Below are 12,796 nucleotides of genomic sequence, written 5' to 3'. Positions count from 1 at the left end.
ATTCGTTTTAAGGAATTTCTTGCTTTTGAAATTCTTTTTTTTACAACTTTAAATGATTGGGACAAGCATCAATTTCAGTATTTTCAGTTTTAGCACTCAAGCAACTATATATAGAAGGAAAATAAAAAGTCAAATCAATATCTTGCAAGAAAAGGCGTTAGAAACTGTATATTTACTCACTTGGATTACAAAATTATGTCGATCTACATATCCTCCCCATTAAAGCAGATTACTGTATCATGTAAAATAGCTCTCTTAGAAAGTCTTTTGATATCAAAATGTTGCACCTTGCTGCATCCACTCAAGGTTACAGAAAATAGGGGCGTATATGGGACGGTAATTCATGAACGATGGCATCCACTTTATTTTGCGGATAATACAAATGATGTTTGCCCAGATGAAGTCCACTGATGGAACGCACAATATCGGAAACTTCTGACAACTCATGCAACTTGTCCTGCCGATCCAGTAGTAGAATTTGCTTATCGGTAGATTGATCTGGACGAAACACATCATACGGATTATCCGTCGGAAAATCAATTTCAAGATCATACTCGGGATTCAATCCTGCTTGTACAAAAGCTTCCCGAATCTCTTCAATGATCTCCAAGTCGATCTGTTCGAGCTCCACATATTTATATAACTTGCGATCCATAAAACGTTCGCATAACTCACTCAGAACAGAATCGTCCTCCTTACGCCACTGCATAAAGGCTGTTTGAATTAACGATTCGTCTAGCTGCAGATATTCATCAACTGAAATCTCTCCATGAAAAAGTTTGGGCAGTGGCTCTACCATAAAACGGAATGGAAAACCTTGCTTCACAAGTTCTTTTGCCCGCTTAAAGATTTGTCGTAATATTATCTCGGAGCTGCGCGTCACAGGATGGAAGTAAATCTGCCAATACATCTGGTATCGTGACATCAGATAATCTTCCACAGCATGCATACCGGATTCTTTAACTACAATTCGCCCATGGAATGGACGCAGCATGCGCAGAATGCGATCCAAGTCGATCGTGCCATAATTTACTCCTGTAAAGTAGGCATCCCTGAGCAAGTAATCCATTCGGTCTGCATCAAGCGGGCTGGTTACCAGATTCACAACAATCGGTTTATCATACGTCTTCTGGATAACGGAAGCTACCTTCTCATCGAAATCAGGAGCATACCGTCTTAGAATCGCCCCTACTTCGGTATCACCCTTGATAATGCGGCATGTCCAATCCTCATGATTCATGTCAAAAGCCTCTTCAATCGAATGTGAGAATGGTCCATGTCCGAGATCATGAAGCAAGGCGGCACACAACGTCACCAGCTTTTCTTCCTTGGGCCAATCCGAATAATGGCTACGTTCAAACTGAGAGATGATTTTTCGGGTAATTTCGTATACACCTAACGAATGGGAGAAACGACTATGCTCTGCCCCGTGAAAAGTTAGATAAGATGTCCCTAATTGACGAATACGGCGTAGCCTCTGGAATTCAGGTGTGTTGATTAATTGCCATATCATCGGTTCTTGCACATGAATATAATTATGTACCGGATCTTTAAATACTTTCTCTTCCGTCAGACGATGTTCCATTTCGATTCACTCCTTATAAATTGTTCTCTTGTCATAAAGAATAGCGTGTCCAGCTTCAATTTTCACCAATGTTTCGACATGAAATGACGAATTTTGTCGAATAAAGCACTTTTGTCGTTTTCCAAATCGACAAAGCTGACATGGATGTTTAAATATGAAAAATTGCTCTTAATCCCTTACCACCAGTAAGCTTAAGAAAAACGACCTTTATTTTAAGCTAATTTTAAGGTTGACTGTTTTGGGAATCGTTGGTATGATGAGTATCATAAAACATAAAATAATGTCGAATAATGACAATGATAGTTAGCTGAGAGGAGCACTGATTATAATGATGAAATCAACAGGTATTGTAAGAAAAGTGGATGAACTGGGACGGGTGGTTATTCCAATCGAATTGCGTCGTACACTTGGTATTGGCGAAAAAGATGCTTTGGAAATTTACGTTGATGGTGAGCGCATCATGCTCAAAAAATACGAGCCAGCTTGTATCTTCTGTGGTAATGCTGAGAACGTAACTTACTTCAAAGGTAAAATCGTTTGTAACGAATGTATTTCTGAAATCCCTGCACCTGTAGCAAAATAAGAAAAAACAGCATACTGGAATTATTCAAATCGTTAATTCTAACCCTATTATATTTCCTCATGGCCTTCCCGGTGTTATCGCACTGCTGGAGGGTCTTTTTTTATCCACCCTTAAGAGCAGACACATATATTTCACATTTTGGTGTGCTGCTCTTTTTACATTTTAAGGTTATATTAAGGTTTATTTTAATCTCTCTTTAAGGTAATTAAAACTAAATTTGGAATTTTTAAATTTACACTACACAATCAACGCATTATATACATCCCGTTTTGCCAAACCTCGATCAGTTGCTGTTTTTTTCATCGCATCTTTACGACTGTTTCCTTCATTTTCATAGTGTTCCACGTGTTCTTCCAGCGACAAAACCTGCCACCAAGCCTCCCGTTCAGCCTTGCGTTCCTCTTCCCTAATTCCTTCAACCAACAAACAGTATTCACCTAGAGGTGGGTGCTCTTCGAGCCATTCTATGCACTCCTTCAGACTACCTCTTACAAATTCCTCATGCCGCTTCGTCAACTCGCGAGCCAGTACAATGGAACGATCGCCCAAAATTTCCTCCAGATACATTAACGTTTTGCGAATCCGGTGAGGGGACTCATAGAAAAGCAACGTACCATTGGACTCATTGAAAGCTTCCAGCACCTTACGTATGTCCTTTTTCTCTCGTGGCAAAAAACCACCAAAGGTAAACCTTTCCGTAGGTAATCCGGATACGATCAGTGCAGATAATGCTGCATTCGGACCAGGAATCGGTATGACCGTAATTCCGGCTTCAATTGCAAGCTTTACCAGATCAGAACCTGGGTCAGAAATAGCCGGTAAACCGGCATCGCTTACCAGTGCCAAATTTTTTCCTTCTATTATATAGCGTATCAGTTCAGGTCCACTTGCCCCCTTATTGTGCTCATGATAGCTGAACAACATTGAAGGTGTAATCTCAAAATGAGTGAGCAACTTTCGCGTCTGACGAGTATCTTCAGCGGCAATAATATCGCAGGCCTGTAACGTCTTGATGGCCCGGAAGGTCATATCCTCCAGGTTTCCAATCGGTGTCCCAACCAGATATAACTTACCTGTATGTTCGGCCTGCTCATTAAAGCTTTTCTGCACTTGTAAAGACATCTAGTTTCCTCCTTCCTTCGAGCGTTCAACATCCTGCTGACCATAGTAGATCTCCATAATCTCATCACAGTAGCTTCCCTGTTCATTGTAAACAATAAGTGGCGGCAACATGCGTACCTCCGGCTTGCCATCTTTCATTGCTTCAATTAACACCATGTTCGCTTCCAGATGAGCACGCGGGTGCACCATACGAATACGTTTGGGTTCCAGCTTGTATTCGCGCATTAATGATATGATCTCACCTAGGCGTTGCGGTCTATGAACCATGGATACTTTGCCACCATTACGCACAAGACGACTGCATGCTTGGATGACTTCCTCAAGGGTACATCCGATTTCGTGACGTGCCATAGCCTGATGGGTGTTCATCTTGAGGTCACTTCCATTCAGCGGCATGTACGGGGGATTCACCGTAATGGCATCATATACTGCATGTCCTGTTTCTTTAACCAATTCGCGCAAATCTCCCTCACGAATATGGATGGACTCACCCAATTCATTCAGCTGCACACTCCGGCGTGCCATATCGGCCAATCTGGGCTGGATCTCAATGCCTTCCAGGCTTGCCTGTGTACGTGTTGTCAGTAATATAGGCACGACCCCATTTCCTGTGCACAAATCCAGAACACGTCCTCTTTTGGGCACAGAAGCAAATCGGGCCAGCAATACAGCATCCATAGAAAAACTGAACACTTCATCACTTTGAATAATTCGCAAATTATGAGAAAGCAGATCATCGACCCGCTCCGATTCCTTTAAAATTACTTCTTGGTCTGTCATAGGGTACTCTCATCCTCCGGTACGTTAAACGTTTATAACCTTGAAAAAAAACCGTAGGGAATCCCTACGGTCACTTCATTTATTCAAAAAAGACAGGCAGAACAGACAATCGCCTTCCGTCCGCAAATGTCCATAGTAGACGTTGCAGATATGGAATCCTTCATGATACAGCCGAGCCAAGTTGTCATAACCTTCGCCCACTACATCTTCACCTGCAGCTGGACCAGCCGGTCTTGCGACAGGAGCAAGAGCAGATGAGATCGGCAGATCTGCCGGCGCTTCACGCTTCAGCAGTTTGCGTAACTGTTCATTTTCAATGGTAAGCCGCTGATTATCCTCCAGCAACTCTTTGACAATCATTTTTAATTCTGCTAAATCACCGTGCAACTGACCCATTTGGGTTTCCATTTCATGAATGTGCGTAAACAGATTTTTCTTTTCCAAGTTTCCACCCCGAAGCAACCTTTATGGTTTACTTGATAACGACGTCATCCAGCGGAAGTTCTTTGACTTTACTGATGTCGAACAGTTGAACATGTACCGTGCGGTTACCTGCATTAATTCCGACAACTTTGCCTTCACCCATTGAGGTGACGACCAGTTTGCCTACAGCTGGCAGCTCTTCTCTCACGCTCTCATAATTGTCATGCTCAAATTTCAGACAGCACATAAGTCTTCCGCACAACCCTGAAATTTTCGTCGGATTCAGTGACAGGCTCTGATCTTTAGCCATCTTGATAGACACAGGCTCAAAATCTCCCAGCCAGGAGGAGCAGCACAACACACGACCGCAAGGCCCTATTCCACCGAGCATTTTTGCTTCATCGCGAACACCAATCTGTCTCAGTTCAATTCGTGTCCGGAAGATGCTTGCGAGGTCCTTGACCAGCTCGCGGAAATCGACTCTACCTTCTGCTGTAAAATAAAAAATAATTTTATTGCGATCAAACGTGAATTCTACATCGACCAGCTTCATTTTGAGGCCATGGTCTCTAATTTTATTTAAACAAGTACCGAATGCTTCTTTGGCTGCACGCTTGTTCTCATCCACCACACGGGCATCTGTATCGCCTGCAACGCGGATAACCTTTTTGAGCGGCAAAACCACATCAGCCTCGCCCACTTCCTTCTTGCCCACGACAACCTTACCATACTCAACCCCTCGCGCCGTTTCCACGATCACGCAGTTTTCTTTCTCAATGGGAAGGTCCAGGGGATCGAAGTAATAAATTTTGCCCGCCTTTTTGAAACGGACACCCACTACACTGTACAAAAAATTAACCCCCTTGTAAGCCAACCCCACTTCGTCTGAAGCCCTGACTTCTTAGGGAACCCGCCGAAGTTATAACCGTTTGCATAGGATTGGAACCCACACGATCCTCCAGCCTTATGCCAAACCGATCAAAAATTGCTCCAGACAAAGCTGGCCATTGACATTAAAACGCAATTTTTTTCTGCATGCCGCGGCCAAATCCATATAGGAGACCCACTGCTCTGTGCTGCGGGTATGTGCCAACTGAGACAGCATGTCTAACTGATCTATAAAAACGATATGTTCATGCCTACCATACTGAACATACAGCATGTCCCTAAACCACAAATGGAACAAACTAAGCAGCATGTCCAGGTGTTCCGAGAGTCCTGTTTTGAAAAGCTTCTGCTGTGCCGAGATCAAAGATGTACTTCCTCTGCCCAGGGACTCCTTCCCTAATTGTAACATTACGTTTCTAATTTCTGCAAACCAATTCTGCTGGAGAATTTCTCTACATGCTTCCAGTCCTGACGTCAAATGGACAGCTGGCCTCACCAGATTGGCAGGAAAACCTTCTTCAATCAACGATTGAAGCATGTCCTCCGGATTTAGTGCACTGAAAGGCACCATCTGAGCACGTGAACGGATTGTAGATAGCATAGCCTGTCCATTATCTGTAATCAGAATACCTACTGCGGGAACCTGAGGTTCCTCTAGAAATTTTAACAAGCTGTTTGCAGCCTGAACTGTCATTTTCTCAGCTTGCTCTATAATATATACTTTGGGATGACCAGCTTCCGACCTATAGGAGAAAATACGCTGCAAATCCCTGATCTGATCTATTTTAATGTTATTGCCATCCGGCGCAAGCATTGTCAGGTCTGGATGGTTTCCATGTTCTACTTTGCGACATTCAAGACATTGTCCGCAGGCGTCATCCTCAAGCTCAGTGCAAAAGATTGCCTTGGCAAACGCCTTAGCTGTCTGTAACTGTCCACTTCCGGATGGACCGCTAAACAAATACGCATGACTGATCGCCTGGCGTTTCAGACTGCTCTGTAACAATTGCTTGGCTGCCTGTTGGCCCATAATTTGTTGAAAGGACATACTTCCTCCTTAGAAGCTTAAATTAATAAGCATTCCACGAATTTCTCCTACTTGTTGCAAAAGAGAGATTTTCCCTTCTTCTGTATCCAATAATTCATCCGCCATAGATAACAGAGCCGAGTCAATCTCATCGATAAGTTTGTATCGTTTACCTCTGCCCCGGCGATCCCAACCCCGTGTCTCTTTCATCGATACACCGCGGCGGACTGTTTCTTCCAGAAATCTTTTGACAAGCTGTTTATATGCTTTCAGTTCGCGAATCGTCATGGATCGAGCCAAACGGTCACCCTGAAGTTGAATTTCGCTAAATCGGCGGTTGAGTTCTGCTTGAGAAGCCCTCTCCCCCTGGTGATTCATCATATCAGAAAAACTTTTGGATTGAACCGGCTTAGAACCTGAATCATTCGTATTGATTCCACTCTGTAGCGGTCTGAATCCGGGATTGATTTTCATGGATACGCCTGCTTTCTATACCATCGTTAGGCCAATCGCACATCAGCACAGAGCGCATTGCGCCTGTGCGTAAGATGGACCTTATGGGTTGAGATGCACTGGATATATAATAGTAGATAAAATTGATATTATCTACGTTCTGCCCGAAGTCGCCTCTCCCCAAAGAAAGTACATCACTGCAAAGTAAAGTCTTCTTTTGGAGAGAGTGAACCGATTGTTGCGATCAACAAGGGCGTCCATAAGTGCCACGTAATTCATACGGAATACGTTCTTTTACATCGTTCGTTATCATCATGCAAGATGCAGTCATGCTATCGATAAATGAAAAACACTCATGGATTTCATCTGTGGAAACGGATTAGAAATGCTCGAAACGATCTACTGGAAGAACAAATACGGTTGCTCCACCGACTTGGACTTCAACAGGTAGCGGCAGGTAAGAGTCGGTCGTTCCGCTCATCGGTGTAACCGGAGTTACGAGCTGTTCACGAACCTTACAGCTGCTGCGAATGACATTCATAACGGATTCGACCTGACTATCATCGACACCGATCATAAACGTCGTGTTGCCTGCCTTCAAAAATCCACCCGTACTGGCCAGCTTGGTTGCCCTAAAATTCGCTTTGACCAATGCGCTGGATAATCGGTTGCTGTCTTTATCCTGTATTATCGCAACAATCAGTTTCATCCTGCATAACCTCCTTTAGAATAAGCACTCCTAATAAAATGCCCTGTCTATATATTAGACAATTACTCGTCAAAATCCTTCAAAATTCCCGTTTCCAGCGACATAATCATTGCTTTCTCCACCTCATCTGGGGTCTGCGAAGCATCAATAACTTTGATGCGTTCAGGGAACTGTTTCTGAAGCAAAAAGTAAGCTTCACGTACTTTGCGATGGAACTCCAGGTTCTCCAGATCGAGACGGTTGACTTCACGACCATCATGAGCCTCAATTCGACCAAGTCCCTGTTCTGGCTCAATGTCCAGGTAAAGTGTCATGTCCGGCATCAGATCATCTCCAATAGCAAAACGATTGATTGACCACACATTCTCAATTCCGAGGCCGCGCGCATACCCTTGATAAGCAAGACTGCTGTCTACAAAACGATCACAAATCACGGTTTTTCCAGCTTGCAGTGCAGGTTCTACCTTCTCTGCTAGATGCTGACTGCGAGCGGCAGCATAGAGCAGTGCTTCGGTCCGTGCATCCATCGCTGTATGAAGAGGGTCGAGGATGATGCTACGTATTTTCTCTGCAATCTCAATTCCGCCAGGCTCTCTTGTGACTACGTAGGGTATACCCCGTTTTTCAAAATAAGAACCGATCCTGCCGATCATCGTTGTTTTCCCCGAACCCTCTCCTCCTTCCAGCGTAATGAATTTACCTCTGCCCTGCATATGCTTCCCTGCTTTCTGTATTCATTGCTGCATCCATTCATGGCTATTATGCATGTGCCTAGACCCTCTTGCTTCAAGATATGATTTCCTTCGCCCAGAGGTGTATCGTTAAACAACTGCATTTAATAACACAGAAATAATACAAGCTAGTTTTTCTTTCTATCATACTATAAGGTGGCTTTTCCTCCAACATGAAACGTTAGTCCTTTTTCAACCATACGCTATCATCTTGGAAAGTGGAATCCATGCTCAACATTATTTCTGATCCTAGATCCCACCACCATTGTCTTGAAGCAGGGCACGGCTTGCTGGGATCTGCATAAGTACTTTTCCTATGCCTCGGGTTTCATGACTTTTAATTTCTGATACGTATGATCTGATATTCCCTGAAACTTGGCTCCTACGTCCCGTAGAATTCGAATTCTCTCGGCAATCTTTGAACTTATTCGTTCGCCGGGATACACCAAAGGAATACCTGGAGGATATGGAATAACCATCTCCGCCGATTGATATCCGGCACAGCTTTCAATTGGAACCTCGATCATATCCCTCTCTATGATGGGTTGCAAGGAGAAGGCAACTGGCTCAGATAAGAGTTCAATTTCTTCTAAATTGTTCCACGTGGAAACATAGTTTGGAGTATCCGTTTGAATTTGAGAAGCCATCCTAACAAACTCTGATGATTCCAGTGAATTCTCTAGCTTCTGGGCATCGTTAATATGCCGTAAAGCCTGCAACACATGCGCGGCATCCTGCAATGTCGAGCCAAGACTGAAGAGCAGGACGACGTATCGTTCGTCGCTCATCTCTGGCACACAGCCGTAAGCTTCTAGCTGCTGCTGTAGCCCGTAACCGCTCAGTCCCCCTGTGTCGTCATATATGACGACCTTAAATGGGTCCTGTGCGGTATATCCTGTGCGGCCAGGCATCGCTGCCGGATTGTCAATGCCGTAGGCCGGCTCTTGCTGCAGCGAATCCGCAGGCTGCAGCAGCTGGAAGCGCGGCAACTCGGCAAGGCCGCGCTTCAATGCTTTCACGGCAGCAAGCCCTGCCGTGAAAGCATCCGCGCCGTGCACATGCAATAGCCGGCGCGATAGATCAAGCGAAGCCATCACCGGGTAGGATGGGCTTGAGCTTTGCACCATGGCCAGACGCTGCCGAAGCAGTGATCGATTCAATCGCGGTCCCTGAATGTGTAACATGGCTCCCATGGTGAATGCGGCCAGCATCTTATGCGTCGACTGCACTACACCGTCCGCTCCGCAGGACAGTGCAGACGCAGGCAACTCCGGATGCTGCCCATAATGCGCGCCATGCGCTTCATCCACGAGTAGTGGCATGCCTGCCTTGTGGCAAACCTCAGCAATGGGCGTCAGGTTCGTGCCCATGCCATAATAATTTGGCAACGTGACAAATACACCCTTAGCCTCAGGGTACTTCTGGACAGCAGCCTGGACCGTCTCAATCGACGGCATGACAGCAAGACCAGATTCAGGGTCAACCCACGGCTCCAGAAATACTGCCCTTGCGCCCGCTAACATTAGCCCATGAATAACTGATTTATGTACATTACGCTGTACTAACACGATACTCCCTGGTTCATCACAGATCGTGAGTAATAAAGAAAGATTGCCTGCTGTACTTCCTCCAACGAGGAAGAAACTTTCCTCGGCACCGAAACAATCTGCCGCCAATCCCTGTGCTTGCTTGATCACTCCCTCAGGATGATGGAGGTCATCCGTACCCGTAATCTCCGTAACATCCATCTCCATCATGTCCAGATAAGCACGTACGGGTACAACATGTTTGGATTGATCTCTGGTCCTCAGGGAATAATCTGCCGAAACAACAGCCTGTCCTCCCTCTTTTACATTTTCCTCCTGTCTCCTTTGTTCTATTCCTAAAATATCCTCGGTTTCTGTATGATCTACTATCCCTTTTTGCAGAGCATCTTCTGTCCCCTCGGATTGATTATTCCATTGATGATAGACTTGTCCATTTTTATGTCCTGGCACATGAAATGAACGCTGCTTCGAATCACGATATGCAAGCAACGTTTCATATAAAGGAGCTCTATTTTTCCCTAAACCTGGTGCATTATGTTCTTTCATGAGATATCCATCCTGTAACTATTATTTTCGTAAAACTTGCATGTTCCATCTTTATTTCAGCATACGCTCTCTTCACAAGTCAAACAAGGTAATCCCCTCTCCAACAAAAAAAGGCCTCTCGGCCCCCTATATACTCATTAAAATTAATCATGTGCATTTCTAAAATCAAAGTGAAGGATATAACGCCCTTAAGCGTTCTTCTGCACCCAAATCTGTTTCATCTGATGAATAAAAAAGTTATACTTCGCATCCTGCGCATCGGTGTGTACCATCTCTGCTTCACAAGCATCACATATGAATTCAGATACAATAAAAATGCCTTCTCTCTTCCGTTGCTCGCAAATGATACATGTGTGTTCGGCATGTTCTTCCATGAACCATCCCACCTTGTTTTACGTTTACTATCAGTATTGCACAGTTTCTATTATTTTAAACATTTTCATAGTGCTTTCTTTCTATAAAATATATATATTCGCTCCTCCCTTAATAGGTGTCTGTACAGAAAATATACAATGTATTGTTCAAAGTTCCGTTTATTCTTGAACCTGCAACCTCTCCTGCTTCCATGAAACAACAAGGGATTTCTCCATGCAGATTCAAACTGATTCGAACTACAATATAATAACCTTAAAAAAACTTGGAAACTCAGCCGATAAATAAGATATGATAACGATAACAAAGTCCTATCTGCAACACTAATTATTTCATCTACACCTTTATCTCTCCATACATATGCATAGACCACTCTATTACTTACTCGTAACTTGAAGGAGGATTTTAAATCGTATGATCGCCGAACCGGAGAATAAGGCAACCTTTTATCAGTATCGCCTTTTGAAAAAAAAACCTATCGCTCGTAGCGTTATTTACAGCTACCTGTGTCTACCTGTTATCATGCTCATCTTTAATCTGCTTGCATTCTCCTGGAACGGCCTCTTCTTCTTTTTACTGGCAGGGCCGATCACCGTCTGGATCCATTATGTCATTGCCAGGACTATATTGTTACTCGTTCGTACTTCGTATGCCAAGCGTTGGCACTGGAACCTGCGTATGCCTTGGTTTGGCTATATACCAGATCAGCACTTTAGTTATCGCATGTTTGTCCGAGTTCATCTGAATATGAGCTGGATTGGATTATGTATCATTACCGTGTGCCTGCTATGGTCTCCAGTATCCTTCACAATTTCCCTTATATTCTGGCATCTATGGTTACTCGGACCTCGCTTATACGTAATAATCATTTTATCTCGTGGACGTAAAGACGGTCTTGTAAAATTGAATGATCAGGATATCTCTTATTACTTGCAATAAAATAGTTCTATTGGCTATCCCTCTCCAAAAAAGGTTATCCACAGTGGATAACCTTTTTTATGCTTCTATTTTCCTTTTATCCACATAAATAGTGTGTTCTCCTTTAACATCCTGAATGGTTACTAAGCTCCTCTAACTCACTTTGGCCTCACTCAATACAACTTATACTTAACTAACCCGCATGTACGGAAGTTTTCAACTTGCAGTAACACAAAAAAAGCCCTCATCGCCATCGATGAGAACTTCAAATTATCTGAACATCACAATGTTAAATCGTACACTTCACATCAATCCGTTAATCATCTTCTTCCAATGACTTTACTGTGGTCTGAGTCGTTTCATTTCTGGGAACCATTAACGTAAACGAACCATCATGTACAGCCAACTGTACAATATGGCCGTCCTTAGAGAAAACATGCACATTACTTGAGACATTGGATGAACGCTTTGCTTCTCTTTCTGTCCAACCCCAACTTTTAATCTCGTTAAGATATACCTCAGGCAAACTCGTGCTTTCACTAATTCCAGACAACGTATATCGAACATAATCCATATCCGAATTGTTTTCGGACTGGTCAGATTTATTCGCTACTTTGGGTACAGGGAAACTCTTTTCGTTAACTGCACCTTCATATGAGATCCATACAGATCCTGAAGCTTCACCGCATCCTGCAAGAACAATTGCCAGACAAAGCAACAGAAGTGAGTGGAGTCCAAATCTCCGCCAACTTAACACACACACCCTCCTTTTCACAGCTGCACAATCCAGCTCTTCGGTCAGGTACTTTTAGCATATTTAACATAGTCCTATTATACTGGTTTTATCCCTGCCATCCGTAACAAAAATGTTACCTTCCCATAACGAAGCTGTCAGAGCTTTACGCCTTGATCAGAGCTATCTTTTACACTTTCTCCTATAAATAAACAAAATAAAAACCACCACCGAACATCATCGGCAGTGGTTCTTTGCTTGGCGGCGTCCTACTCTCCCAGGACCCTGCGGTCCAAGTACCATCGGCGCTAGAGGGCTTAACGGTCGTGTTCGGGATGGGTACGTGTGGAACCCCTCCGCCATCGCCACCAAACGAGCA

Annotated in this window: 14 protein-coding genes and 1 rRNA gene; 2 read left to right on the top strand and 13 right to left on the bottom strand. The window is 43.9% G+C overall.

What is annotated here, in order from left to right; translation table 11 throughout:
• Positions 1-307: 307 nt before the first annotated feature.
• The gene (locus M3629_RS26970) at positions 308-1,585 is read right to left on the bottom strand and encodes an HD domain-containing protein (RefSeq protein WP_251511919.1); all 1,278 of its coding nucleotides are present in this window, start codon (positions 1,583-1,585) and stop codon (positions 308-310) included.
• A 328-nt stretch (positions 1,586-1,913) separates the two neighbouring features.
• On the opposite strand from M3629_RS26970, the gene M3629_RS26965 reads away from it, so the two are divergent.
• Positions 1,914-2,168 carry an AbrB/MazE/SpoVT family DNA-binding domain-containing protein gene (locus tag M3629_RS26965; protein ID WP_017691383.1) on the top strand — a complete coding sequence of 85 codons (255 nt, stop codon included), beginning with the start codon at positions 1,914-1,916 and terminating at the stop codon, positions 2,166-2,168.
• 237 nt (positions 2,169-2,405) lie between these two features.
• On the opposite strand, the gene rsmI is transcribed toward M3629_RS26965, so the two are convergent.
• The 10 genes from rsmI to M3629_RS26915 all read right to left on the bottom strand — a co-directional run bounded on the left by rsmI (position 2,406) and on the right by M3629_RS26915 (position 10,768).
• Positions 2,406-3,290, bottom strand: coding sequence for a 16S rRNA (cytidine(1402)-2'-O)-methyltransferase (gene rsmI, locus M3629_RS26960; protein ID WP_251511918.1), 885 nt, complete (start codon positions 3,288-3,290; stop codon positions 2,406-2,408).
• Positions 3,291-4,070 carry a tRNA1(Val) (adenine(37)-N6)-methyltransferase gene (locus M3629_RS26955; protein WP_154892098.1) on the bottom strand — a complete coding sequence of 260 codons (780 nt, stop codon included), beginning with the start codon at positions 4,068-4,070 and terminating at the stop codon, positions 3,291-3,293.
• A 75-nt stretch (positions 4,071-4,145) separates the two neighbouring features.
• Positions 4,146-4,514, bottom strand: a complete 369-nt coding sequence (locus tag M3629_RS26950; RefSeq protein WP_184190182.1) for an initiation-control protein YabA — start codon at positions 4,512-4,514, stop codon at positions 4,146-4,148.
• A 28-nt stretch (positions 4,515-4,542) separates the two neighbouring features.
• Positions 4,543-5,343: a PSP1 domain-containing protein gene (locus M3629_RS26945; RefSeq protein WP_090924595.1), complete on the bottom strand. Its 801-nt coding sequence runs from the start codon at positions 5,341-5,343 to the stop codon at positions 4,543-4,545.
• A 114-nt stretch (positions 5,344-5,457) separates the two neighbouring features.
• On the bottom strand, positions 5,458-6,429 hold the full coding sequence (gene holB / locus M3629_RS26940) for a DNA polymerase III subunit delta' (RefSeq protein WP_251511916.1): 972 nt from the start codon (positions 6,427-6,429) through the stop codon (positions 5,458-5,460).
• A gap of 9 nt (positions 6,430-6,438) precedes the next feature.
• Positions 6,439-6,882 (bottom strand): YaaR family protein, encoded by a 444-nt coding sequence (locus M3629_RS26935; protein ID WP_251511915.1) that lies wholly within the window; start codon positions 6,880-6,882, stop codon positions 6,439-6,441.
• 358 nt (positions 6,883-7,240) lie between these two features.
• Positions 7,241-7,570, bottom strand: coding sequence for a cyclic-di-AMP receptor (locus tag M3629_RS26930; protein WP_047914178.1), 330 nt, complete (start codon positions 7,568-7,570; stop codon positions 7,241-7,243).
• Positions 7,571-7,632: 62 nt separating this feature from the next.
• Positions 7,633-8,283, bottom strand: a complete 651-nt coding sequence (gene tmk / locus M3629_RS26925) for a dTMP kinase (RefSeq protein WP_251511913.1) — start codon at positions 8,281-8,283, stop codon at positions 7,633-7,635.
• Between the two features lie 332 nt (positions 8,284-8,615).
• Positions 8,616-10,394, bottom strand: coding sequence for an aminotransferase class I/II-fold pyridoxal phosphate-dependent enzyme (locus tag M3629_RS26920; protein ID WP_251511911.1), 1,779 nt, complete (start codon positions 10,392-10,394; stop codon positions 8,616-8,618).
• 188 nt (positions 10,395-10,582) lie between these two features.
• Positions 10,583-10,768, bottom strand: a complete 186-nt coding sequence (locus tag M3629_RS26915) for a sigma factor G inhibitor Gin (RefSeq protein WP_090924590.1) — start codon at positions 10,766-10,768, stop codon at positions 10,583-10,585.
• 412 nt (positions 10,769-11,180) lie between these two features.
• Between M3629_RS26915 and M3629_RS26910 the strand changes: the two genes are divergently transcribed.
• Positions 11,181-11,705 carry a hypothetical protein gene (locus M3629_RS26910; RefSeq protein ID WP_251511909.1) on the top strand — a complete coding sequence of 175 codons (525 nt, stop codon included), beginning with the start codon at positions 11,181-11,183 and terminating at the stop codon, positions 11,703-11,705.
• A 295-nt stretch (positions 11,706-12,000) separates the two neighbouring features.
• Here the strand turns inward: M3629_RS26910 and M3629_RS26905 are convergent, their stop codons facing one another.
• Both M3629_RS26905 and rrf read right to left on the bottom strand, forming a co-directional pair.
• Positions 12,001-12,441: a hypothetical protein gene (locus M3629_RS26905; protein ID WP_251511907.1), complete on the bottom strand. Its 441-nt coding sequence runs from the start codon at positions 12,439-12,441 to the stop codon at positions 12,001-12,003.
• Positions 12,442-12,673: 232 nt separating this feature from the next.
• Positions 12,674-12,790 (bottom strand): 5S ribosomal RNA (gene rrf / locus M3629_RS26900).
• Positions 12,791-12,796 lie beyond the last annotated feature (6 nt).

The organism is Paenibacillus polysaccharolyticus (genome assembly GCF_023714295.1).
Taxonomy (GTDB): domain Bacteria; phylum Bacillota; class Bacilli; order Paenibacillales; family Paenibacillaceae; genus Paenibacillus; species Paenibacillus polysaccharolyticus_A.
The sequence above is the reverse complement of the archived record's forward strand: the minus strand, read 5'-3'. Positions and strand labels throughout refer to the sequence as shown.